At 74.0% G+C, this 23,983-nt stretch carries 20 protein-coding genes; 12 read left to right on the top strand and 8 right to left on the bottom strand.

The genetic code is table 11. The features are described from left to right. The first annotated feature begins 4 nt into the window (after positions 1-4). Positions 5-808, top strand: coding sequence for a tryptophan synthase subunit alpha (gene trpA / locus DQE82_RS09670; protein WP_043329522.1), 804 nt, complete (start codon positions 5-7; stop codon positions 806-808). 118 nt (positions 809-926) lie between these two features. On the opposite strand, the gene DQE82_RS09665 is transcribed toward trpA, so the two are convergent. Further along, on the bottom strand, positions 927-1,463 hold the full coding sequence (locus DQE82_RS09665) for an NUDIX hydrolase (RefSeq protein ID WP_113972521.1): 537 nt from the start codon (positions 1,461-1,463) through the stop codon (positions 927-929). A gap of 102 nt (positions 1,464-1,565) precedes the next feature. Between DQE82_RS09665 and lgt the strand changes: the two genes are divergently transcribed. After that, positions 1,566-2,795 carry a prolipoprotein diacylglyceryl transferase gene (lgt, locus tag DQE82_RS09660; RefSeq protein ID WP_113972520.1) on the top strand — a complete coding sequence of 410 codons (1,230 nt, stop codon included), beginning with the start codon at positions 1,566-1,568 and terminating at the stop codon, positions 2,793-2,795. Between the two features lie 11 nt (positions 2,796-2,806). Further along, positions 2,807-3,994: an NAD(P)/FAD-dependent oxidoreductase gene (locus DQE82_RS09655; RefSeq protein WP_043329527.1), complete on the top strand. Its 1,188-nt coding sequence runs from the start codon at positions 2,807-2,809 to the stop codon at positions 3,992-3,994. A gap of 17 nt (positions 3,995-4,011) precedes the next feature. On the opposite strand, the gene DQE82_RS09650 is transcribed toward DQE82_RS09655, so the two are convergent. Beyond that, complete coding sequence (locus tag DQE82_RS09650; protein ID WP_069089046.1) at positions 4,012-4,854, bottom strand: GNAT family N-acetyltransferase; 843 nt, start codon at positions 4,852-4,854, stop codon at positions 4,012-4,014. A 145-nt stretch (positions 4,855-4,999) separates the two neighbouring features. On the opposite strand from DQE82_RS09650, the gene gltB reads away from it, so the two are divergent. The 3 genes from gltB (at position 5,000) to DQE82_RS09635 (ending at position 11,829) form a co-directional block, all read left to right on the top strand. Next, complete coding sequence (gene gltB, locus DQE82_RS09645; RefSeq protein WP_113972519.1) at positions 5,000-9,658, top strand: glutamate synthase large subunit; 4,659 nt, start codon at positions 5,000-5,002, stop codon at positions 9,656-9,658. Beyond that, positions 9,651-11,156 (top strand): glutamate synthase subunit beta, encoded by a 1,506-nt coding sequence (locus DQE82_RS09640; protein ID WP_113972518.1) that lies wholly within the window; start codon positions 9,651-9,653, stop codon positions 11,154-11,156. The genes gltB and DQE82_RS09640 overlap by 8 nt, the downstream gene beginning before the upstream one ends. Positions 11,157-11,301: 145 nt before the next feature. Further along, positions 11,302-11,829 carry a hypothetical protein gene (locus DQE82_RS09635; RefSeq protein ID WP_113972517.1) on the top strand — a complete coding sequence of 176 codons (528 nt, stop codon included), beginning with the start codon at positions 11,302-11,304 and terminating at the stop codon, positions 11,827-11,829. 51 nt (positions 11,830-11,880) lie between these two features. Here DQE82_RS09635 and DQE82_RS09630 read toward each other — a convergent pair whose 3' ends face one another. Continuing rightward, positions 11,881-13,416 (bottom strand): M1 family metallopeptidase, encoded by a 1,536-nt coding sequence (locus DQE82_RS09630; protein WP_043329536.1) that lies wholly within the window; start codon positions 13,414-13,416, stop codon positions 11,881-11,883. A gap of 195 nt (positions 13,417-13,611) precedes the next feature. Here DQE82_RS09630 and DQE82_RS09625 point away from each other — a divergent pair, with 195 nt between their 5' ends. Then, a complete protein-coding gene (locus DQE82_RS09625; protein WP_113972516.1) occupies positions 13,612-14,397 on the top strand; it encodes an SGNH/GDSL hydrolase family protein in 786 nt (261 codons plus the stop codon). Positions 14,398-14,463: 66 nt separating this feature from the next. Here the strand turns inward: DQE82_RS09625 and DQE82_RS09620 are convergent, their stop codons facing one another. Beyond that, positions 14,464-15,918: an MFS transporter gene (locus DQE82_RS09620; protein ID WP_069089051.1), complete on the bottom strand. Its 1,455-nt coding sequence runs from the start codon at positions 15,916-15,918 to the stop codon at positions 14,464-14,466. A gap of 182 nt (positions 15,919-16,100) precedes the next feature. On the opposite strand from DQE82_RS09620, the gene DQE82_RS09615 reads away from it, so the two are divergent. After that, positions 16,101-16,682, top strand: coding sequence for a TetR/AcrR family transcriptional regulator (locus tag DQE82_RS09615; protein ID WP_069089052.1), 582 nt, complete (start codon positions 16,101-16,103; stop codon positions 16,680-16,682). Positions 16,683-16,719: 37 nt separating this feature from the next. Here the strand turns inward: DQE82_RS09615 and DQE82_RS31075 are convergent, their stop codons facing one another. Both DQE82_RS31075 and DQE82_RS09605 read right to left on the bottom strand, forming a co-directional pair. Further along, positions 16,720-16,974: a hypothetical protein gene (locus DQE82_RS31075; RefSeq protein WP_113972515.1), complete on the bottom strand. Its 255-nt coding sequence runs from the start codon at positions 16,972-16,974 to the stop codon at positions 16,720-16,722. A gap of 26 nt (positions 16,975-17,000) precedes the next feature. Next, a complete protein-coding gene (locus tag DQE82_RS09605) occupies positions 17,001-17,339 on the bottom strand; it encodes a hypothetical protein (protein ID WP_233514627.1) in 339 nt (112 codons plus the stop codon). Positions 17,340-17,522: 183 nt separating this feature from the next. On the opposite strand from DQE82_RS09605, the gene DQE82_RS09600 reads away from it, so the two are divergent. Further along, positions 17,523-18,290, top strand: coding sequence for a Scr1 family TA system antitoxin-like transcriptional regulator (locus DQE82_RS09600; RefSeq protein ID WP_113972514.1), 768 nt, complete (start codon positions 17,523-17,525; stop codon positions 18,288-18,290). Beyond that, entirely contained in the window at positions 18,281-18,487 is a 207-nt protein-coding gene (locus DQE82_RS09595; protein WP_082930880.1) for a DUF397 domain-containing protein, read from the top strand. Before DQE82_RS09600 ends, DQE82_RS09595 begins: the two co-directional genes overlap by 10 nt. 207 nt (positions 18,488-18,694) lie before the next feature. Here the strand turns inward: DQE82_RS09595 and DQE82_RS09590 are convergent, their stop codons facing one another. Continuing rightward, on the bottom strand, positions 18,695-18,904 hold the full coding sequence (locus DQE82_RS09590) for a Fic family protein (RefSeq protein ID WP_113972513.1): 210 nt from the start codon (positions 18,902-18,904) through the stop codon (positions 18,695-18,697). Between the two features lie 113 nt (positions 18,905-19,017). Then, positions 19,018-20,427 carry an alkaline phosphatase PhoX gene (locus DQE82_RS09585; RefSeq protein WP_113972512.1) on the bottom strand — a complete coding sequence of 470 codons (1,410 nt, stop codon included), beginning with the start codon at positions 20,425-20,427 and terminating at the stop codon, positions 19,018-19,020. Between the two features lie 185 nt (positions 20,428-20,612). Between DQE82_RS09585 and DQE82_RS09580 the strand changes: the two genes are divergently transcribed. Both DQE82_RS09580 and DQE82_RS09575 read left to right on the top strand, forming a co-directional pair. Beyond that, on the top strand, positions 20,613-23,129 hold the full coding sequence (locus DQE82_RS09580) for an FtsK/SpoIIIE domain-containing protein (RefSeq protein ID WP_113972511.1): 2,517 nt from the start codon (positions 20,613-20,615) through the stop codon (positions 23,127-23,129). Further along, positions 23,126-23,953 (top strand): hypothetical protein, encoded by an 828-nt coding sequence (locus tag DQE82_RS09575; RefSeq protein ID WP_113972510.1) that lies wholly within the window; start codon positions 23,126-23,128, stop codon positions 23,951-23,953. The genes DQE82_RS09580 and DQE82_RS09575 overlap by 4 nt, the downstream gene beginning before the upstream one ends. The last annotated feature ends 30 nt before the right edge of the window (positions 23,954-23,983 follow it).

Genomic DNA, 23,983 nt, shown 5'->3' with positions numbered 1-23,983 from the left:
CAGCGTGAGCCGCATCGGGGTCGCCTTCGACAAGGCGCGGGCGGACGGCCGGGCCGTGCTGGTCGGCTGCATGCCGGCCGGTTTCCCGACCGTCGAGGGCAGCATCGCCGCCATGAAGGCCATGGTCGAGGCGGGCGTGGACGTCATCGAGGTGGAGATCCCGTACTCCGATCCGGTGATGGACGGCCCGGTCATCCAGAAGGCGAGCGACATCGCGCTCGCCGGTGGCGTCCGCGTCGCGGACGCGCTGCGCGTCGTCGAGGCGGTCGCCGCGACCGGGGCGAGCGTGGTCACCATGACCTACTGGAACCCGATCGAGCAGTACGGCGTCGACGCGTTCGCCCGCGACATGGCCGCCGCCGGTGGGACCGGCCTGGTCACCCCGGACCTGATCCCCGACGAGGCCGCCGAGTGGCTGGCCGCTTCCGACGCGCACGGCCTGGACCGGACGTTCCTGGTCTCACCGTCCTCGACCGACGCGCGGCTGCGGATGACCGCCGAGCACTGCCGCGGCTTCGTCTACGCCACCGCGATCATGGGCGTCACCGGCGCCCGCGCGCAGACCTCCGAGGCGGCCCCGGTCCTGGTCTCCCGGCTGCGCGAGGTCACCGACATCCCGGTCGGCGTCGGGCTGGGCGTGGGCACCGGCGCGCAGGCCGCCACCGTCGCCGGGTACGCCGACGCGGTGATCGTGGGCAGCGCGCTGGTCCGCTGCGTGCTGGACGCCCCGGACCAGGCCGCCGGCCTGACCGCGCTGCGCAAGCTGAGCGCCGAACTGGCCGAGGGCGTCCGCAACCCGGCCCGCTGACGCCCCGCTCGCCACCTGCTTGATCGACTCCACTTCGCCGAGCTGGCGTGGTCCAGGACGCCGGGACACCGCCACCTCGCCGAACTGGTGTCGATCAAGCGAGCGAGCGGGCGGGCGGTCAGCGGCTACTGCTGTCGACCTGCTCGGAGGCGCGCTGGCCGGGCGGGGCGGGCTGCCCGTCGCCGGGTGGCGTGAGCGCGTCGGCGGCGGTCGTGTGCCGCAGCACGCCGGCGCGGCCGGCGAGCGCGTCCGCGATCGCCGCGCGCGTCGTGGGGGTCAGCACGTCGGGCAGCTCTTGCGGCGGCCACCACCGAGGCAGGCACCCGGTCGCCGGTTCGCCCGCCGGTCCGGCGTCGGCCGGTCCGGCGCGGAACACGTGCACCAGCACGTCTGGGCGCGCGCCGCACCGCCCGGCCGATGGGGCGGGCACCGGTGGACCGGTGACCCGGTAGAGGCCGACCAGGTCGGCCGGCGCCACCGCCCAGCCGGTCTCCGTGCGGACCGCCCGGACGACGGCATCCACCGGGCTCTCGTCGTGGCGCAGCCGCCCGCCCGGCAGGCCCCAGCGCCGGGCCCCCTCGGACCGGCCGCAGAGCAGCAGCCGCCCGGATGCGTCGGTGACGACAGCGGCGACCGCCCAGGTGAGCGGGCTCATGGACAAACAGCCTACGACCGTGCAAACCAGAAGTCATCCGACCCGCGCGGCAGGCGGCCCGGGGTGCCGCACACACAGTCCGCACCGGTACCGTGTGCACCCGTGACCCTCGCCCCGATGACCCCACTGGCGGCCATGCCCAGCCCCAGCACCGCCGTCTGGCAGCTCGGTCCGGTTCCGATCCGGGCGTACGCGCTCTGCATCATCCTCGGCATCGTGGTGGCCTGCGTGGTCACCGAGTACCGGCTGCGCCGCCGCGGTGTGGCGCCGGGCGCGGTGCTCGACATCGCCGTCTGGGCGGTGCCGGCGGGCATCATCGGCGCGCGGATCTACCACGTGATCACCTCGCCGGAGAAATACTTCGGCGCCGGCGGTGAGCCGATCAAGGCGCTCTACATCTGGGAGGGCGGCCTCGGCATCTGGGGCGCGGTGGCCGGTGGCGCGGTCGGCGCGTGGCTCGCCGCGCGGCAGCTCGGCATCCCGTTCACCGTGATCGCCGACGCGCTGGCGCCGGGCCTGCCTCTGGCGCAGGCCGTCGGCCGGCTGGGCAACTGGTTCAACAACGAGCTGTACGGCGGGCGCACCACGCTGCCCTGGGGTCTCGAGGTGCACGTGATGGACCCGGACAACCCGGGCCACGCGCTGCGCGACGACGCCGGCAACCCGGTGCTCCAGCCGGGGCTCTACCACCCGACGTTCCTCTACGAGGCGCTCTGGAACGTCGGCGTCGCCGCGCTGGTGCTCTACCTCGACCGCAAGCTACGGCTCGGCCGCGGCCGGGCGTTCGCGCTCTACGTGATGGGCTACACGGCGGGCCGGTTCTGGATCGAGCTGATGCGCACCGACGAGGCCAACCTCATCCTCGGCGTACGCCTCAACGTCTGGACCGCCGTGCTGGTCTTCCTCGGCGCGCTCGCCTACTTCATCCGGGTCCGCGGCCCGCGCGAATACCTGGTGCCGGTGGGCGAGCCGGCCGCCGCGCCCACCCCGTCCGGGGACGTCTCCCAGGTCGACCTCTCCGCCCGGGAGGCCGCCGCGCGGCCGGCCCCGCCCGAGGGCTACCGGGTGGTGAGCGAGGAACAGTTCGACGCGTACCGGAAGACCGGCGTGCTGCCCCCGGTGGAGCCAGCGGCCGACGACGACCGGCCGGAGACCCCCGACGGTGCCACCGACGGCGACGCGGAGCAGGCCGACCGCACGGACACCGACCCCGCCGCCACCGACGGCGCCGACGCGGACGGCACCGACGCCGACCCGGAACGGACGAACGCCGAGCGCACGAACGCGGGCCGGGCCGACGCCGCCGCGCGCCCCACCGACCGGGACAGCTGAGCGGGGGAGTCATGCGCAGCGCGGTGGTGGTCGGCGCCGGCCTCGGCGGGATGGCGGTGGCCGGCGTGCTGGCCCGCTCGGGATGGCAGGTCACGCTGCTGGAACGCGCCGACCGGGTCCGGCCGGAGGCGACCGCCGTGGTGCTCTGGCCCAACGGGGTACGCGCGCTGCGCGCCCTCGGGCTGGGCGACGGGCTGGACGCGATCGCCACCCCGCTGCCCGACGGCGGCGTGCGCCGCCCGGACGGGCACTGGCTGGTGCAGGCCCGGTCCACGCCGGCCGAGCGGATGCCGGTGGTGGTGCACCGGGAGGACCTGCACGACGCGCTCATCGCCGGCCTGGGTGACCGGGTCGAGCTGCGTACCGGCGTGAGCGTGCGGACGGTGCGCGCCGCGTCCGGTGAGCGCCCGGCGGTGGGCGACGGCCGGCACACCTACGAGGCGGACCTGGTGGTGGCCGCCGACGGCACCGACAGCGAGATCCGCCGGCAGTTGGCGCCGGAGACCTCGGTGGTCAGCTCCGGGTGCGCGGCGTGGCGGGCGGTCATCCCCTGGTACCGGGCCCCGCAACTGCCCGACGACCAGCCGCTGCAGGGGGAGACGCTGGGCGCCGGCTACCGGTTCCTGGCCGCCTCGCTCGGCGAGCGGGGCAACGCCGGGGCGTCCCGCCGGGGCGGCGTCTACTGGGTGGCCACGGCGGCGGGCGCGCCCCGCCCGGAGCCGCCCGAGGTCCAGCTCGCGCTGCTCAAGCGCTGGTTCGCGGGCTGGCCCGCGCCGATCGGCACGCTGCTGGACGCGACCGACCCGGACGACGTGGTGCAGCAGGAGATCCGCGAGCTGCGTCCGCTGCCGAAGGCGTACGGCTTCCCGGCCGGGCCGGGCGGCGTGGTGCTGCTCGGCGACGCGGCGCACGCCATGCCGCCGCACCTCGGCCAGGGCGCCTGCCTGGCGTTCGAGGACGCGGCGACGCTGGCCGGACTGCTACGGGAGTCGCGGCTGCCGGACGCGGTGACCGCGTACGACAGGCTGCGCCGGCCCCGCGCGGCCACGATGGTCCGGCAGACCCGGCGGATGTCGGCGGTCCTGCAGGCCCGGGGCCGGCTGGCGCTGCGCGCCCGCGACGCCGCCCTCGGCACGATCAGCCCGCGCCTGCGTAACACGGCCGCCGCGGCGGCCGCCGCCTGGCAGCCGCCGTCCTGACCTCCGCCGCGGCGGCCTCAGATGACCGCGGCGGGCTCGGCGATGCAGGCGGTGCCGATCCGGCGGAACCCGACCCGCAGGTAGACCCGGGCGATGTCCTCGCTGCCGGCGCTCAGGAAGATCAGGTCGGTGCCGGCAGCGCGCAGTTCCCGAGCGAGGGTGGCGGTCACCGCCGCGCCGAGGCCGCGCCGCCGCGCGGACGGCAGCGTGGCCACCCCGGCGATCTCCGCCACGTCGCCGACCCGCATGGCCATGCCGCCGGCGAGCGCGCCTTCCTCGGGCGTGGCGGCGAGCACGGAGATGCGCCGGCCGTCGGCGACCCGGGTCGCCTCCTCCTCCAGCGCGGCCACGTCCAGCCCGGAGACGGTGGCGTCCCGCTCGGCCGGTCCGGCCTCGCCGCGCGCGGTGCCGCCGTTGGCGAAGCCGACCGCGGCGACGGCCCGCCGCAGCGCGATGTCCGCGGCGAAGCCCGCGTCGCCGGGGTCCAGCACCCGCACCGGTACGTCGCTGAACGTCCCCGGTTCGGGCAGGCGCTCCGGTTCCAGCAGCATCAGCGGCGCCTCCAGCACGCTCAGCCCGGCCGAGCGGGCCACCGCCAGCAGCTCCGGTTGGTGCTCGTGCACCCATTCGAACGCCTCCGGCAGGCCCAGTTCCTGCTGCCGGGTGCGTACCGCGTTGACATCGGCGAGGGTGGGGTGCTCGGTGGCGTCGAGCCGGGGCCGGGCGTAGAACGGCCATCCGGGGCCTTCCCGGACGAAGAGCACCAGGGCGCCGTACTCCTCGGTCCGGGCCCCGTCGCGGGGCACCGCGTCGTAGAACCGCTCCAACCGGTCGAGTACGTCAGCGCGTGCGAGATCCACCGCGCGAGACTACATGTCCCAGCATCTGGAAGTGTGATCAATCTGAACTGGCCTTGCGCCGGAAGCCCTAACGTAGACTCAATAAACCGCAGAGGGCCGACGTCGTCCCCATCATGATCCATCCTGAGTGACGACAGGAGGCCCGGTGGCCTTTCCGTACCCTCACAGCCCGCAGTCGGCCCCACCGGCGACCGGGCTCTACGACCCCGCGTACGAGCATGACGCCTGCGGTGTGGCCTTCGTGGCCGACCTGCACGGGCGGCGCTCGCACCAGGTCGTCGCGAACGGCCTCGGGGCGCTGTGCCGGCTGGACCACCGGGGCGCCCGGGGCGCGGAGCACAACACCGGGGACGGCGCCGGCATCATGATCCAGGTGCCGGACGCGTTCCTGCGCGCCACCGTCGACTTCCCGCTGCCCCCGGCCGGCCAGTACGCCACCGGCCTGGTGTTCCTGCCCGACGACGACGCGGCCGAGACCCGTGCCCGCCAGGTGGTCGACAAGTACGCGCTGGTCGAGGGCGCCGACGTGCTCGGCTGGCGCGAGGTGCCGACCGACCCGTCCGGCCTGGGGGAGACGGCGCTCGCGGCGATGCCCCGGGTCCGGCAGCTCTTCGTGGCCGCGCGCCGGCTGACCGGCTCGCCGGCCGGCCCGGCCGGTTCCCCGCTGACCGGGCTGGACCTGGACCGGGTGGCGTTCTGCCTGCGCAAGCAGGTCGAGCGGGAGACCGCCGAGCGGGGCGTGCCGGCGTACTTCCCGTCGCTGTCCGGCCGCACCATGGTGTGGAAGGGCATGCTCACCCCGGACCAGCTTCCGGAGTTCTACCCGGAGCTGACCGACGAGCGGGTGGTCAGCGCCATCGCGCTGGTGCACTCGCGCTTCTCCACGAACACGTTCCCCTCCTGGCCGCTGGCGCACCCGTACCGGTTCATCGCGCACAACGGCGAGATCAACACGATTCGCGGCAACCGCAACTGGATGCAGGCCCGCGAGGCGCTGCTGCGCAGCCCGAACCTGCCCGGCAACATCCGCCGGGTCTTCCCGGTGTGCACCCCGGCCGCGTCCGACTCGGCGAACTTCGACGAGGTCCTGGAGCTGCTGCACCTGGCCGGGCGGAGCCTGCCGCACGCGGTGCTCATGATGATCCCCGAGGCGTGGGAGAACGACCCGGACATGCGCGCCGACAAGCGCGCCTTCTACCGCTTCCACGCCAGCCTGATGGAGCCGTGGGACGGCCCGGCCTCGGTCGCCTTCACCGACGGCGAGATCGTCGGCGCGGTGCTCGACCGCAACGGGCTGCGCCCGGGCCGCTGGTGGCACACCGCCGACGGGCTGGTGGTGCTTGGTAGCGAGGCGGGCGTGCTCGACCTGGACCCGTCCACCGTGATCGCCAAGGGCCGGCTCCAGCCGGGCCGGATGTTCCTGGTCGACACCGTCAACGGCCGGATCGTCTCCGACGACGAGATCAAGACCGAGCTGGCCGCCGAGCAGCCGTACCAGGAGTGGCTGCACGCGGGCCTGATCGAGCTGGACGACCTGCCGGCCCGCGAGCACATCGTCTACACCCACGACTCGGTACGCCGCCGCCAGCAGGTGTTCGGCTACACCGAGGAGGAGCTGAAGATCCTGCTCGGCCCGATGGCCCGCAGCGGCGCGGAGCCGATCGGCTCGATGGGCACCGACACGCCCATCGCCCCGCTGTCCACCCGGCCGCGGCTGCTCTACGACTACTTCCATCAGCTCTTCGCGCAGGTCACCAATCCGCCGCTGGACGCCATCCGGGAGGAGCTGGTGACCAGCCTGGCGTCCACCATCGGGCCGGAGGGCAACCTGCTCGACCCGGGTCCGGCGAGCTGCCGGCAGATCGTGCTGCCGTACCCGGTGATCGACAACGACGAGCTGGCCAAGATCCTCTCCATCGACGAGGACGGCGACCTGCCCGGCTTCAAGGCGGTCCGGGTCTCCGGTCTCTACCGCCTGCGCGACGGCGGCGCCGGCATCAAGGCCCGGCTGACCGAGATCTGCCGGCACGTCTCCGAGGCGATCGAGGACGGCGTACGCATCCTGGTGCTCTCCGACCGGGACTCCAACGCCGACCTGGCCCCGATCCCGTCGCTGCTGCTCACCGCCGCGGTGCACCAGCACCTGGTACGCGAGCAGACCCGCACCCAGGTCGCGCTGATCGTCGAGTCCGGCGACTGCCGTGAGGTGCACCACGCGGCGGTGCTGATCGGGTACGGCGCGGCGGCGGTCAACCCGTACCTGGCCTTCGAGTCGGTCGAGGACATGATCTCCACCGGCGTGCTGGCCGGCGTCGACCGGGTGAAGGCGGTCCGCAACTACGTCAAGGCGCTCGGCAAGGGCGTCCTGAAGATCATGTCCAAGATGGGGATCTCGACCGTGTCCTCGTACTGCGGCGCGCAGGTCTTCGAGGCGGTCGGCCTGGAGACCCGCCTGGTCGACAGGTACTTCCGGGGCACGCCGAGCACCATCGGCGGCATCGGGCTGGCCGAGATCCACGCCGAGGTGGCGGCCCGGCACGCGCGGGCCTGGCCGGCGCCCGGCGTGCAGGCCACGGACCGGCTGGAGGTCGGCGGCGAGTACCAGTGGCGCCGCGAGGGCGAGCTGCACCTGTTCAACCCGGAGACCGTCTTCCTGCTCCAGCACGCCACCCGCAGCCGCCAGTACGACGTGTTCCGGCAGTACACCGCGAAGGTCGACGAGCTGGCCGCGCAGGCCGGCTCGCTGCGCGGGCTGTTCACGCTGCGCACCGGCGTACGTCCGGCGGTGCCGCTGGACGAGGTCGAGCCGGCCAGCGAGATCGTCAAGCGCTTCGCCACCGGCGCCATGTCGTACGGGTCGATCTCGGCGGAGGCGCACGAGACGCTCGCGATCGCGATGAACCGGCTCGGCGGCAAGTCCAACACCGGCGAGGGCGGCGAGGACGTCGAGCGGCTGCACGACCCGGCGCGGCGCTCCGCGGTCAAGCAGATCGCCAGCGGCCGCTTCGGCGTGACCAGCGAATACCTCGTCAACGCCGACGACCTCCAGATCAAGATGGCGCAGGGCGCGAAGCCCGGCGAGGGCGGGCAGCTACCCGGCAACAAGGTCTGGCCGTGGATCGCCCGGACCCGGCACGCCACCCCCGGTGTCGGCCTGATCTCCCCGCCGCCGCACCACGACATCTACTCCATCGAGGACCTGGCCCAGCTCGTCCACGACCTGAAGTGCGTCAACCCGGCCGCCCGGGTGCACGTCAAGCTGGTCAGCGAGGTCGGCGTGGGCACCGTCGCGGCGGGCGTGGCCAAGCTCAAGGCCGACGTCATCCTGATCTCCGGCCACGACGGCGGCACCGGCGCGTCCCCGCTCAACTCGCTCAAGCACGCCGGCACCCCGTGGGAGCTGGGCCTGGCCGAGGCGCAGCAGACGCTGCTGCTGAACAAGCTGCGCGACCGGGTGACGGTGCAGGTCGACGGCCAGCTCAAGACCGGCCGGGACGTGCTGATCGCGGCGCTGCTCGGCGCCGAGGAGTTCGGCTTCGCCACCGCCCCGCTGATCGTCGAGGGCTGCGTGATGATGCGGGTGTGCCACCTGGACACCTGTCCGGTCGGCATCGCCACCCAGAACCCGGTGCTGCGCGAGCGCTTCACCGGCCGCCCCGAGTTCGTGGAGAACTTCTTCCTCTTCCTCGCCGAGGAGGTCCGCGGCTACCTGGCCGAGCTGGGCTTCCGCAGCATCGACGAGGCGATCGGGCACACCGAGCTGCTCGACGTGGCCGGCGCGATCGACCACTGGAAGGGCCACGGGCTCGACCTGAGCCGCGTGCTGCACCTGCCCGAGCTGCCCGAGGGCGCGGCCCGCCGGGGCGTACGCGCCCAGGACCACGGCCTCGACGCGGCGCTGGACAACCGGCTCATCGAGCTGGCCGGGCCGGCGCTGCGGGAGCGCACCCCGGTCCGGGTCGAGGTCGAGGTGCGCAACGAGCACCGCAGCGTCGGCGCGATGCTCGGCGGCGAGGTGACCCGCCGCTTCGGCGGCGCCGGCCTGCCCGACGACACGATCGAGTTCCTGCTGCGCGGCACCGCCGGCCAGTCGTTCGGCGCGTTCCTGCCGCGCGGCGTCACGCTGCGCCTGCACGGCGACGCCAACGACTACGTCGGCAAGGGACTGTCCGGCGGGCGCCTCGTGGTGCGGCCGGACGCCGACGCGCCGTTCGTCGGCGTGGACGCCGCGCCCGGCCGCCGCGCCGAGGACCAGATCATCGCCGGCAACACCATCCTGTACGGCGCGACCGGCGGCGAGGTCTACCTGCGCGGCCGGGTGGGGGAGCGGTTCGCGGTCCGCAACTCCGGCGCGGTCGCGGTGGTCGAGGGCCTCGGCGACCACGGCTGCGAGTACATGACCGGCGGCACCGTCGTGGTGCTCGGGCCGACCGGGCGCAACTTCGCCGCCGGCATGTCCGGCGGCACCGCGTTCGTGCACCGGCTCGACCGGCGACTGGTCAACACCGAGCTGGTCGACCTGTCGCCGCTGCGCGACGAGGAACGCGACCGGCTGCACGAGCTGGTCCAGCGGCACTTCGCCGAGACGGACTCGGCGGTCGCCGAAGACCTGCTCAAGCGCTGGCCGCAGGCGGTGGAGGAGTTCACCGCGGTGGTGCCCCGGGACTACCGCCGGGTCATGGAGATCATGCGGGCCGCCGAAGCCGCCGGCCGAGACGTCGACGACGCGGTGATGAGCGCCCTCTCGCCCGCGCCGGTACCGCCCGCGCCCCGGGCGGTCGCCCAGGAGGTGGCTCGTGCCTGACCCGAACGGTTTCCTGCGCTACGACCGGCGGCTGCCGGCCCGCCGTCCGGTGCCGGTGCGCATCTCCGACTGGCGGGAGGTGTACCCGCCGGCCGGTGAGGAGCTGATCCGCGAGCAGGCCACCCGGTGCATGGACTGCGGCATCCCGTTCTGCCACGACGGCTGCCCGCTGGGCAACCGCATCCCGGACTGGAACGACCTGGTCCGCACCGGCAACTGGGACGCGGCGGTGGACTCGCTGCACGCCACCAACAACTTCCCCGAGTTCACCGGCCGGCTCTGCCCGGCGCCGTGCGAGGCGGCCTGCGTGCTCGGCCTGGGCGGCCAGCAGCCGGTCACCATCAAGCAGGTCGAGGTGGAGATCGCCGACGCGGCGGTGGCCCGCGACGGCCTGCGGCCCCGGCCCGCGTCCGTGTCCACCGGCCGGTCGGTGGCCGTGGTCGGCTCCGGCCCGGCCGGGCTGGCCGCCGCGCAGCAGCTCGCCCGCGCCGGTCACACGGTCACCGTGTACGAGCGCGACGACGCGATCGGCGGCCTGCTCCGCTACGGCATCCCCGACTTCAAGCTGGAGAAGCAGCACATCGACAAGCGGCTGGCCCAGCTCACCGCCGAGGGCGTGCGGTTCCGCACCGGCGTCGAGGTCGGCGTCGACGTGACCGCCGAGCAGTTGCGCGCCGAGCACGACGCGGTGCTGCTCGCCTGCGGCGCGTTGCAGGGCCGGGACACCCCGGAGACGCCCGGCCGGGCGCTGCGCGGCGTGCACCAGGCGATGGCGCACCTGGTCGCCGCAAACCGGGTGGTGGCCGCCGCCGGGGATGGGAAGCCCGCCCCCGCGACGCTGCCCGACGGTACGCCGATCGACGCCGCCGGCAAGCACGTGGTGATCATCGGTGGTGGCGACACCGCCGCCGACTGCCTCGGCGTGGCGCACCGGCAGGGCGCGGCCGGCGTACACCAGCTCGACCTCTACCCGGAGCCGCCGGCCGAGCGGGACGCGGCGCGGGACCCGTGGCCGACCTGGCCGTGGGTGCTGCGCAACTACCCGGCGCACGAGGAGGGCGGCGAGCGGGTCTTCGCCGTCGCCGTGCAGGAGTTCGTGGACGACGGCACCGGCCAGGTCCGCGCGGTCCGGATCGCCGAGGTGACAGTGGAGAAGGTGGACGGTCGCCGCATCGTCACCGCGCTGCCCGGCTCCGAGCGCGAGATCCCGGCCGACCTGGTGCTGCTCGCCATCGGCTTCGAGGGCACCGAGGAGCAGCCGCTGCTGGCCCAGTTCGGGGTGACCCGCAACGGCCGGGGCGCGATCGACTCCGGCCCGGACTGGCAGGCCACCGACGGCGTCTTCGTCGCCGGTGACATGCACCGGGGCGCGTCGCTGATCGTCTGGGCGATCGCCGAGGGACGCGCCGCCGCGGCGGCGATCCACACGTACCTGGGCGGGGTGGGCGACCTGCCCGCCCCGGTCGACCCGGCCCGCCAGCCGCTCGCCGCCAGGTGAAAGGAAGGGCCCCCTCTTAACGCCTCAGGTAGAGGAGGGGGCCCTTCTTAACACCCGCCGCCGCCGCGCGGCCGTCCGGGAAGGGTGGCCCAGGTCATGCCGGACGGGGCCCCGGCGGTACGACGACCGTCGTTAGGCTGCGGCCATGGACGTCGAGGTACGCCTGCGGCGCATCCGCCGCTGGCTCTGGCTGGTGGTGGCGGGGCTCTTCCTCAGCGGGGTGACCGCGTTCCCGCTGGAGGTCGAGGTGCGCTGGCTGCTGGCGGCGTCCGACCCGCTCGCCGGGCAGTTTCCGGCGCTGGTCGACTGGATCGAGCGGGTCCACGTCGGACTGGTGGCGGCCGGCGAGGACTACCCGTTCCTGCGGTACGGCACCGACTGGCTGGCCTTCGCGCACCTGGTGCTCGCGGTGGCGTTCTGGGGGCCGCTGCGTGACCCGGTCCGCAACGTCTGGGTGGTCCAGGTCGGAATGATCGCCTGCGCCGGCATCGTGCCGCTGGCGGTGATCTGCGGTCCGATCCGGGACATCCCCTGGTTCTGGACGCTCGTCGACCTCTCGTTCGCGGTCGGCGCGTTCCCGCCGCTCTGGTTCGCCTACCGCCACATCCGCGCGGTCGAGGCGGCACAGCCTTGGACGGCGCCGACTGCGGCACCCGTGCCGACCGCCGGTTGACCGGCCGGCCGGGCGCCCCCGTGGTGGGGGAGCGGCCCGGCCGGCGCCCGGTCAGCGGCCGAGCAGGTCGTGCGCCGCGCGGATCTTCGTCCACGAGGCCGGCTGCGCCGGTGCGGCGCTCGTCCGCGCGGCGGCGGTCACATCGGGCCGGCCGGGCGTGAACAGCCAGGTGGTGAACACCGCGTCGAGGTCCCGTCCGGAGATCCGCTCGGCGAGCGCCTGGAACTGCGCGACGGTGCCGTTGGCGTACTGCCGCTTGGCCGTCCAGGTACGCAGGATGCGGAAGAACGCGGCGTCGCCGACGGCGAGCCGGATCTGGTGCAGCGCCATCGCGCCCCGGTCGTAGACGGCGTCGTCGAAGATCCCGCTCGGGCCCGGGTCGCCGGGGCGCACCTGCCAGAACTCGGAGTCGGCCGGGTAGCTGTCGTAGGTGAAGTCGAACAGCTCCTGCGCGGTGCCCTCGCCCTGCTCCTCGGACCAGAGCCACTCGGCGTACGAGGCGAAGCCCTCGTTGAGCCAGATGTGCCGCCAGTCCGCCACCGACACCGAGTCGCCGAACCACTGGTGGGCGTTCTCGTGCACCACCACGTACGGGTTGGCGCCGCGCCGCCAGAAGCCGGGGCCGTACACCGGGCGGGTCTGCGTCTCCAGCGCGAAGCCGATGCCGTCGACCGGCCCGGCCACGCCGCCCTGCGCCTCGAACGGGTACGGGCCGAACAGCCCGCTCTCCCAGTCGACGATCTCGGCGGTGCGTTCGATGCTGGCCCGCGCGGCGGGCAGGCGCTCGCCGAGCGTGGTGCTGTACGCGTTCACCACCGGCTGGCCGTTCGGCGCGACGTCGGTGACGATGTCGTACTGCCCGATGGCCAGGAACGCCTGGTACGTGGCGCCGGGCTTGACGCTGCGCCAGCTCCACCGGGTGCGGTTGCCGGCCTCGGGCAGCGGGTCGCGCGGCTGCACGCCGTTGCTGATCACCTCGACGCCGGTCGGCACCGAGACGGAGATGTCCCAGGTGGCCTTGTCCTTCGGGTGGTCGTTGCTCGGGTACCACCACCAGGCCGACTCGGGCTCGTTGACGGCGAGCGCCCCGTCGGCGGTACGGGTCCACGCCGTGTAGCCCTGGACCGTGGTCTGCGACGGCACGCCCGCGTACTTCACCACGACGGTGAGCTGCTGCCCCTTGGTCAGCGGCCGGGCCGGGGTGATCACCAGCTCGTGGTCGCCGGCCCGGGTGTACGTGGCGACCCAGCCGTTAACGCGCACCGACTCGACGGCGAGGACGAAGTCCAGGTTGAACCGGGACAGGTCCTTGGTGGCGGTGGCCAGGATCGTGGTGGTGCCGGTGAGCCGGTCGGTGGCCGGCTCGTAGCGCAGCCGGATGTCGTAGTGCCCGACGTCGTAGCCGCCGTTGCCGTAGTCGGGGAAGTAGCTGTCGCCCAGCCCGGGGCTGCCGGGCGTCGGGGTGGCCGCCGCAGGTTGCGGCCGGCCCCATCCGGCCGGGGCGGCCTGGCCGGGCGCGCCGGTCACTGTGGTGCCGGCCGCGGTGAGGGTCAGGGCGGCGATGGCCGCCGTGAGTGCGCGTCGCACGGGGGACTCCCTCCGTCGGGTGTCGTCACCGCCAAGCTAATCGACGCATGTGAACGCATCTGTCCCGTCCGGCCGATCTCGGCTATTCAATTTCGGCAAATGTTTCGATAGCATTACCGACCAGTAACAGCACCGATCCCTCGGCCACGCGCGCGGTCAACGGGCTCCACCACCCTGCCCCGTGGAGGCTCTGCCATGCCCCGTCGCGTCCGTACCGTGTTCGCCGCCGTCCTGGCGGCCGTCCTCGGCGCCGTGCTCCTGCCCGGCGCCGCCCGGGCGGCCACCGTCAACTACGTCGCCCTCGGCGACTCCTACTCCTCCGGGGTCGGCGCCGGCCCGTACGACCTGTCCACCTGCCTGCGCAGCCAGAAGTCGTACGCCCCGCTCTGGGCCGCCGCCCACTCGGTCACCAGCTTCAAGTTCCCGGCCTGCGGCGGCGCGGTCACCGCCGACGTGCTGAACAACCAGGTCGGCCAGCTCAGCAGCAGCACCACGCTGGTGACCATCACCATCGGCGGCAACGACGCCGGCTTCGCCGACGTGATGACCAGTTGCCGGTTCGGCAGCACGTCGAGCTGCGAGAGCGCGGTCAACGAGTCGAAGGCGTTCGCCACCGCGACGCTGCCCGCCCGGCTCGACGCCACGTACACCGCGATCCGCAACCGGGCCCCGAACGCCCGGCTGGTGGTGCTCGGCTACCCGCGGCTGTTCGAGACCGGCTCCTGCGGCCTGCTCGCCATGAGCAGCTACAAGCGCACCATCCTCAACCAGGCCGCCGACACGCTCAACGGCGTCATCTCCGGCCGGGCCGCCGCGGCCGGGGGCACGTTCGTCGACGCGCGGCCGTTCTTCGCCGGGCACGGCGTGTGCGCCGCCGACCCGTGGATCCGTGACGTCAGCGGCGTGATCGAGGCGTACCACCCGAACGCGAACGGCTACCGCTACGGCTACCTGGCGGCGCTGACCGCAGCGATCGGCTGACCGGCACGGCGAAGCCCCGCCCGGCACCGGCGCCGGGCGGGGCTTCCGTCCGCGTACCCCATGGGGTCAGCGGGCCGGGACCAGCTCCGGCGCCGGCGCCAGGTCCGGCACCGCCGGCCCGATCCGTCGCCGCGGCCACCGGCGGCGGCCGGAGGGTACGGCGAGCGCGGCCAGCGCCGCGGCCACCGAGATGCCGGTGAGCAGCAGGAAGCCCGCCGTGAAACCGGCCTCCCGGGGCAGCCCGCTCGGCTGCGGATTCGCAGTGATCACGGCACTGGCGAGCGCCGCGCCGATCGCGCCGCCGATGGTACGGATGTTGGCGTTCATGCCGGTCGCCGCGCCGGTCTGCCCGGCCGGCACGTTCGCCACGATCAGGTTGGCCATCGAGGCGAACGCCAGCCCGATGCCGAGGCCGACCAGGCCACCGGCGACACCGACCTGCCAGCGGGTGTCGTGCGCGACGGTCAGCATGGCGGCGGCCGCGACGTTGAACACCGCGCCTGTGCTCAGCTGCGCCTTGGCGCTGAACCGGGACTGCAGCCGTCCGGCCAGCAGGCCGGCCACGAACATGCCGACGAGCATCGGCAGCATCAGCAGCCCGGCCTGGGTGATGCTGGCGCCGAAGCCGTAGCCGGCGCTGGTCGGGATCTGCGCGAACTGCGGCAGGAAGGCGTAGACGGCGAACATCGAGGCGCCGTAGAGCAACCCGACGAGGTTCGTGGTCCAGACCGCCGGTAGGCGCATCATCCGCAGGTCGATCAGCGGGTTCGCGGCCCGCGCCTCGGTCGCCAGCCAGGCGACCGCGAGCACCGCGGCCAGCGCCAGCAGTCCGACCACCCGGCCGGAGCCCCAACCCCACGCGGCGCCCTTGCTGACCGGCAGCAGCAGCGCCACCAGCCAGCCGGACAGGAGTACGGCGCTGAGCCAGTTGATCCGGCCCGGGGTGCGTACCGGCGAGCGCGGCACGAACCGGTGCGCGGCGAGCGCGGTCAGGCCGACCACCACCAGCGGGATCCAGAACAGCCACCGGTAGCCCAGCGTGGCCACGATCGGCCCGGCCAGCACCACGCCCAGCCCGCCGCCGACTGCGACGACCGCGGAGATCGAAGCCACCGCCGAGCTGACCCGGGCGGCCGGGAACTCGTCGCGGATGATGCCGAACGACAGCGGGAAGACGGCGCCGCCGATGCCCTGCACCACGCGGGCGGCGATCAACACGCCGATGCTGGGGGCGACGGCCGCCAGCAGGCAGCCCAGCGCCAGTGCGGCGAGCGAGAAGACGAGCGTCTTCTCCTTGCCGACCATGTCGCCGACGCGGCCGATGATCGGCGTGAAGACGGACGCGGAGAGCAGGTAGGCGGTGAGGACCCAGGTCACCGTGTTGGGCGAGGTGTGGAGGTCGTGCTGGATGGTGGGCAGCACCGGCGTGATCAGCGACTGGAGCATCGCGAAGAATCCGGTGCCGGCGGCCAGCACGAGGAAGGTGAGCCGGCGCGAGCCGCGCCGGGTTGAGTGGATCATGTGGGACGACTCCCCGTTCGGTACGAGACTGGTGGCCGCTCGCGCGGTCCTGCGGCGGTGGCGGCCGGAAGTCCGGAGTAAGCTATCCGGAGGGGTGGCTCCGGTCAGCAACCGGAGGCTTGCCTCCATTAACTTAGCGGAGGGTTGCCTCCGGTTGCAAGACGGAAGGGGTGACGCGCGTCATGACCGACGCCGACATGCCCGGTGAGGTCTTCTCCCGCCGCCCGAAACGGGCCGACGCCCGCCGCAACTACGACGCGCTCATCGCCGCCGCCCGTGAGGTCTTCGGCGAGCACGGCGCGGGCGCGTCGCTGGAGGAGATCGCCCGCCGGGCCGGCGTGGGCATCGGCACGCTCTACCGCAACTTCCCCCACCGGCGGGACCTGTTCGAGGCGGTCTACGTCGAGGAGGTGCGCGCGCTCAGCGCCTCCGCCGCCGACCTGGCCGACGAGCCGCCCTGGGACGCCCTCGTCGGCTGGCTGCACCGGTTCGTCGCCTACGTGGCCACCAAGCGAGCGCTGGCCGAGGAACTGGTGCACGACTCCGAGGTGTTCCGCAGCTGCCGCACCGAGATCTACGCGACCGGCGAGCCGCTGCTGCGCCGCGCCCAGGAGGCCGGAGCCGCCCGGCCGGACGCCGGCTTCGACGACGTGATCCGGCTGATCAGCGGGCTGGCCGCGTACCAGTTCCCGGACCCGGCCCAGCGCGACCGCGTCCTGGCCATCGCGCTGGACGGCCTGCGCCCGCCGGCCCGTGTGACCTGATACGTCTCGTCGCCCGGCCGTCTGTCGACGTGACGCATCAAGGGCTGCTCGGCACGGGAGGAAGTGGCGGGCGCGGCCGTGCCCAGCCGACGAATCGAGCGAACAACACTTGTGGGCTGGGAGCCTCGTACGGGTTGAGACGATGTAGCTCGTGGGCTGCGTCATGGAGCTGCCCACACAGGTGGATCGACAGGGCGACACGATCGTTCGCGTACTCGGCGAGCAGTGCGAGTCGAGCCTCCGCGCACGGCCACGGATAAGCGCAGCGTTTGCAGATCCAGAGTGGGCGCATAGGCAGATGCGCGCGAGCGCCCGTGCTCACCCCAGCCCTCGCAGCCGCGTGGCCGCGTAAGTGCGGCTGCTGCTGCTGGACATGCGCTCCCGAGTTGTTGATTCCAGTCGGCGCAGACCAGCCAAATACACGAAAAGTTCCCGCTTGGCGACTGCGGTGCCTCGGGCGTTCAACTCGTACGCCTCGATCCATGCCCAGCCGTCGTACGGCTGGCGATCCTCGATCTCCCGGATCACGCGAACGGTGATCGGGCGAAAGAACTGAACGCTTGCCCTGCGGTCGAGGCAGAGGAGGTCTCCCGCCTTGAGCGGGCTGTCATTCGCCGTTGCGTCGCGTCGACCCGCCCTCGGCCTGCTGTCGGGCATGAGTTTCCTCTCCTGCCAGGGGGCTGCGTCGGGCGGCTCGCCCGACATCCCTGGTCCTGTGGCCGCCGGACGTCCGAGCACCGGCTGTGCCGCCTGGAGGTCAGCTTGCCGAGAGCTATGGGATCAATACACAGCGCTGATGTATGGTGCCGAGACGTTCGGGACGTCCATGAGGGAGGAAGGATGAACCACGCGCTCCAGGTGGCGATGGCCGAAGCCGGTGAGACGGCGGAGAGCCTTGCAGCTCAGACCGGCGTGGATCCGAAGACGGCGGCCCGTTGGGTCTCTCCGGGACGTATTCCGCAGCCTCGGCGACGTGCCCAGGTGGCGGCGCTCCTCGGCCGGGACGTCGGGGATCTTTGGCCGGACGTCCTCAAGCGCCGTGAACCGCCGTGGCTGCGTGAGTGGGTCGACTGGGAGCGGGACGCCGTGTCGATCCGCTGGTTCGAGCACACATGGATGCCCGGGCTGTTGCAGACCGAGGCATATGCACGCGCGACGCTGACCGGCGAGGCGCTGACCGCAGCGGAAATCGATGAGCTGGTCGCCTCGCGGCTCGAACGACAGTCGATCCTCCGTCGGGACCGGCCGCCTCTGGTCGTCGCGGTCATCTTCGAGGGCGTGCTGCATCAGTCGGCCTACGGCGACCGGGAGCTGATGCGGGAGCAGCTTGAGCACCTGGTCCACTGCGCAGCCCTGCCCGGTGTGCAGATACACGTCGTGCCGAGGGACATCGGCATGTATCCGGGGCTCGGTGGCGGCTTCATCCTCGCCGAACTGCCCACCGGTGAACATGTCGCGCACGTCGACAGCCAGGCGTCCGCGCAGCTACTTAATGAGGCTGCGGCCGTTGCTACGCTCAGCCGTAGGTGGGAGCGCATCAGGGGCGAGGCCCTCTCCCGAACCCAGTCACTAGACCTGATCATGGAAGCGGCAGGATCATGGACATGACCGCTGCGCGATGGCGCAAGAGCACGAAGAGCGGCAACAACGGCGGCTCTTGTGTGGAGGTCGCCGACAACCTCGCGGGCGTCGTGCTGGTCCGGGACACCAAGGACCGGGCCGGCGCGACGCTGGCCTTCGCGCCGGCGGCCTGGCAGGGATTCGTCGACCTGGCCAAGGAGATCGGCGTCAGTGAGCGTCGATGACACCAGCACCGACGCTCGGTGAAGATCTCGATGCCGAACTGGCCCGGCGGGGGATGGCGGTCTCCGCCGAGGGCTGCGCTCGCGCGGGGAGGCAACGTGCTCAGGTGGAGCAGCAGTGGCCTCGCGGTCGTCGGGTCAAGCTGCGCGAACGCATGCGTCAAGCGGCACAGGAGATACCCTCCAGGATCTATGACTGAGCAGCGTGGCTCAGCTGATCCGCCGGACGACCGGATCGAGCGCTGCCTTCAGGAGGTCCGTCTCGCCGGTGTTCAGGTGCTGGACGCAAGCGGCGATGTTGTCCGCCGCATCGAGTTCCGACCAGTCGAGCAGGTAGCCGGCCGCGGCGCCGAGCTGGCGCAGGAGGGCGCGCAGGGTCCGTCCGTTGCCCTCCCGGAACGGATGGCAGACGTTCAGCATGATCCGCCTGGCCAGGCGACCCGTGCATCGGTGTCGAATGGGACGTCTGTCGCAGACCAGCACTGCTCGGCCGGCGGCTCCCGAGCGAGAACCGCCGGCCGCTCACCGTCCCGTCAGCGGTGCCCGTTACCCGGCCGCCCCCACGGCCCGGTGATCGCGAACACGTACCCCGGCGACTGGATGTTGGCGAACAGCGTCCTGCCGTCCGCGCTGAACGTCGGCCCGGTGAACTCGCTGTCGTTCAGCTCGTTGCGCGCCAGCGGGTACGCCTCGCCCTGCTCGGTGACGCCGACCAGGTGCGACACGCCCTCGCCGTCCTCGGCCAGGATCACCCCGCCGTACGGCGACACGGTGATGTTGTCCGGCCCGTCGTAGTTGCCGTGGTCGGCGTCCGGGTCGGTGTTCACCCCGAAGATCGTCTTCAGCGTGACGGTCTGCCGGCGCGGGTCGTAGAACCACACCTGCCCGTCGTGCTCGTTGGCGCTGCCGTCGTCGTGCCGGGCGTAGCTGGCCACGAAGTACGCGCCGCCGTCGCCCCACCAGGCGCCCTCCAGCTTGCGGCTGCGGGTCACCTCCGCGTCGGTGAACTGCTTGCGTACGGACACGGTCCGGGCATCGCGATCCGGCACCTCGACCCACTCGACCCGGTAGCGGGTCCCGGGGGTGGTGGCCTCGGACAGGTCGGCCACGTGCGTGTCGCCGCGCAGGCAGCGCATCGCGGCGAGGCTGCCGGCGGCGCCGCCGTCGGGTCGCTGGGCGAGCGCCCGCAGCGCGCCCTTGCCGGCCCGGAAACCGGGCGGCGGCGTCCACCGGAAGTACAGGCCGTTGGGCCCGCTCGCGTCCTCGGTCAGGTAGATCGAGTGCGTGTACGGGTCGACTGCGACCGCCTCGTGCGAGTACCGCCCGAGGAACGTCAGCGGCACCGGGTCGGTGTTGGCGGACCTGTCGTGCGGGTCGACCTCGAAGACGTACCCGTGGTCCTTCAGGAATCGCCCACCGGCCCGCTGTTCGGTCTCCTCGCAGGTCAGCCACGTGCCCCACGGGGTGATGCCACCGGCGCAGTTGTTGTGCGTGCCGGCCACGCTCACGTACTCGCGCAGCCGCCGCCCGTGCCGGTCCACCTCGATGGTGGTGGTGCCGCCGCGGGCGCCCGGGTCGTAGGTGAGACCGGTCAGCGCCGGCACCGGGTACGGCTCGTCGCCGCCGATCTCGTGGTTGTTCACCAGCACCGAGCCGCGCGGGCCGCGGAAGCAGCCGGTGCCGTCGGCGTCGCTGGGGGTGGGCTGCCCGGACTCCAGCAGCGTCGCGCCCGCCTGCGCGACCACCGTGTACGAGAAGCCCGGCGGCAGCGCCAGCAGGCTGGCCGGGTCCGGCACCAGGTCGCCGTAGCCGACGGCGGGACGGCACGCGGGCCGGGCCGCGGCCGGGCCGGCGATCGCCTCCAGGCTGCCGGCCACCACGATGCCGAGCCCGCCGGCCACGCCGCCGCGCAGCAGGGACCGCCGGGGAAGAGGTGAGGTCACGTCGTCGCCTTCCTGTGCGCCACGATTGCCTGGAGGAAGGCAAGCGGGGCCGGGGGAACGGTGGGCGGCGCGCCCGTCCGCCGCCGGGTGAACAGTGGACGAATCCCCGGGTGCGGAGCGCCATGTGCCGCTGCGCCGCGCGTCCGTTAGGGTTCCCTCGATCGCAAGACGTCGGAGGGCGGACGGTGGGCAGACTCGCGGCGGCGTACCGGCAGGCGGTCGATCGGCACCGGCAGGCACTGCGCCACTGGGAGGCGGCCCGGCGGCTGCTCGGCGCCGCCGGCCCGGCGCCGGTGGGCAGCCCCGAGCTGGTCGCGCGGCTGGCCCGCCTCGGCGGTGAGCTGGCCGCCGCGGTGCCCGGCACCGCCCGCGTCGCGACCCACCCCGTTCCGGTACGCCTCGGCGCGGCGACCACAGTCGACGGCGCGTTCCCGGTGCTCGTGCCGGTGGGGGCGGGCGCGCATCTGGCGCTCGATCAGGACGCCCGCGACCCGCGCGTCGGGGAGCTGCTGCGGGCGGTGGTGGTGCGGCTGCTGACCGCCGCTCCGGCCGGCGCGATCCGGGTCGTCGGCATCGATCAGGCCGCCTTCGGCGCGGCGTTCCTGCCGCTGCGCCCGCTGCAGGACGCCGGGGTGCTCGCCGCGGCGGCGACCACCGAGGCGGAGACGGCAGCGCTGCTCGACGCGGCCGAGCGGCACGCCCGTACCGCCCAGCGGTCCGCGCCGGAGGACCGGGAGCTGCTGGTGGTGGTGGCCGCGTCCGCGCCGCCGCCCCGGGAGCTGGCCCGGCTCGCCGCGCTCACCCACGCCGGCCCGGCCGCCGCGGTCTGCGTGCTGCTGGCCGGTCACCGGCCCGCCGGGCCGAGCGCCGCGCCGCCGCTGGGCGCCACCACCCACCTGCGGATCACCGAGCGGTACACGCTCGTCGGTGACCCGCCCGGCCGCCCGTTCAGCGCCGACGGCAGCGGGCTGGCCGCGCCGGTGGTGCTCGACGGCGACCCGTCGCACGCCGCGGTGACCGCGCTGGCCCGCCGGTACGCCGAGACCGCCGACCAGGACGTCGTCACGTTCGCCGACCTGCTGCCCGCGCAGCGCTGGGCCGGGTCCGCCGCCTCCGGCCTGCGTACCGTGCTCGGCCGCGCAGGCCGCCGCCCGCTCGCGGTGGCGTTCGACGACGCCACGCCGCACTGGCTGATCGGCGGCCGCACCGGCGCCGGCAAGACGGTGCTGCTGCTCGACGTGCTCTACGGGCTGGCCGCCCGCTACTCCCCGGCCGAGCTGCGGCTGATGCTGCTCGACTTCAAGGAGGGCGTGAGCTTCACCGAGTTCGTGCCCACCGACCGCGACCCGTCCTGGCTGCCGCACGCCGACGCGGTGGGCATCGAGTCCGACCGCGAGTACGGCGTGGCGGTGCTGCGGGAGCTGCGCGCCGAGTTGGGCCGCCGCGCCGACCTGCTCAAGCGGCACGGGGTCAGCCGCCTGGCCGACCTGCCGCCCAACGCCCGGCCGCCCCGGATCGTCACCGTGATCGACGAGTTCCACGTGCTGTTCGCCGGCAACGACGCGCTGGCCCGGCAGGCCGTCGACCTGATCGAGGAACTGGCCCGCAAGGGCCGCTCGTACGGCCTGCACCTGGTGCTGGCCAGCCAGAGCACCACCGGCATCGAGGCGCTCTACGGCCGGGCCGAGGCCATCTTCGGCCAGTTCCCGCTGCGGATCGCGCTGCCCGGCGGGGACGCCGTGCTGGACCCGCGCAACGACGCCGCGCGCGGGCTCACCGTCGGCACGGCAGTGGTGAACACCGCCGCCGGCGCGCCCGGCGCGGACGCGGAGGTGCGGTTCCCCGACGCGCACGCTGCCTCGGCCGACCTGGCGGCGTTGCGGCACGAGCTGCACGCGGCCCGCCCGGCCGGATCGCGCCCGCCGTCGGTCTTCCGGGGACACGAGACGCCCCGGCTCACCGACGACAGCGCCTGGACCGCGCTGACGCCGGGCGCCGACCCGCCGTACGCGCTCGTGGGCCGCGCGGTCGACGTCGCCGGCAGCCCGGCCGGGTTCGCGCTCGACGCCAGCCCGGGCCGGCACCTGGCGGTGGTCGGCACCGCCGCCGTCGGCGCGGAGGTGCTCCGGTCGGCCACGCTGTCCCTGGCCCGGCAGCACGCGCCCGGGACCGCCCGGTTCCTGTTCGCGCCGCTGGCGCCCGGCACCACCGAGGCCGCCGACGACCTGGCCATGACGCTGGCCGCCGCCGGGCACCCGGTCCGCCGCCTGGCCGCCGAGGCGCTGCGCGCCCAGCTCGCCGAGGCCGCCGCAGGTGACGCCCCGGCCTCCGGGCGTACCTACCTGGTGGTGTTCGGGGTGGACGCCGCCGCCACGACGCTCGCCGCCTCCGACCCGGCGACGTTCCGTTCCGGGTACGACGACCTGCGCGCCGTGCTGCGCCAGGGGCCCGCGCGCGGGGTGCACGTGCTCGGCTGGTGGCGCGGGCTGCGCCGGCTCGCCGACGACCTGGGCGGCAGCGGGCAGCGCGACGACGTCACCGGCCTGGTCGCGCTCAACGTGCCCGCCGCCGACCTGGGCCTGCACCTCGGCGTGCACGACCTCGCGTACGTGCCGCGCGAGGGCCGCGCGCTGCTCGTCGACCGGCACGAGCACCGCACCGCGCTGATCGTGCCGTTCGCCGCGGGGAGTGATGTCCCATGAGTGGATTCGACGAGTACGCGGCGCTGCTGCGGGAGCTGTCCACCCGGCAGCGGGGCGGGGAGCGGGAGATCGCGGCCGAGGCGGAGCGCCGCCGTGGCCTGCAGGCCGCCGTCGACAAGCTGGGGCAGCGGCTCGTCGCCCAGGGGCAGCACCTGGACCGGCTGGGCCAGGCGATCGGCGCGCCGATGACCTCGGTACCGGCGCCGGCGGTTGCGGTGGCCGCCGGACCGGCCGCGCCGGAGGCGGCAGATGCGGGCGGGCGGACGGGCGCCGGGCGGGGGGAGGACGCGGGCGGGCGGACGGGCGCCGGGCCGGGGGACGGCGTGACCGGCGGCGCAGCCGCCGCGCCGGGGCAGGCGGGCGTCGGGGCGTACCCCTCTCCGGGTGTGGCGCCGCGGGCGGGTGACCCGGCGGCGGAGCTGGCTGCGGCGGAGCGGCTCGCCGGGGAGGCCGACGGGTACGGGCAGCAGGCCGACGCGCTGGCCCGCACGCCGGTGTTGTTGCCGACCTGGTCGGCGCCGGCCCGGGCGGTCGCGGTGTACGGCGGTTGCGCGCTCGTCGGCTCGCTGCTGATGCTTGTCGCGCTGGTGGGGTCGCCGGTGCCGGTGGCCGGGCTGGACCTGGTGGCGGCGCTGTCCTGCGCCGGGGTGCCGCTGCTGTCCTTCGTGGCCGGTCAGGTCGTGCTGGCCCGGTGGGGCCGCCCGGCGCTGGCCGGCGGTGAGGCCACGACCGGGCGGTACGTGCCGCTGGGCTTCGTGATCTGCGCGCTGGTCTCCCCGTCGCTGTTCTGCGTCTACCTGCTCCTGTTCCGCCTCCTCCGCTGACCCCAGCCCCTGTCGATCATGGACTTGTGG

The sequence above is a fragment of the Micromonospora sp. LHW51205 genome, from assembly GCF_003315815.1.
Classification (GTDB): domain Bacteria; phylum Actinomycetota; class Actinomycetes; order Mycobacteriales; family Micromonosporaceae; genus Micromonospora; species Micromonospora chalcea.
The sequence above is the reverse complement of the archived record's forward strand: the minus strand, read 5'-3'. Positions and strand labels throughout refer to the sequence as shown.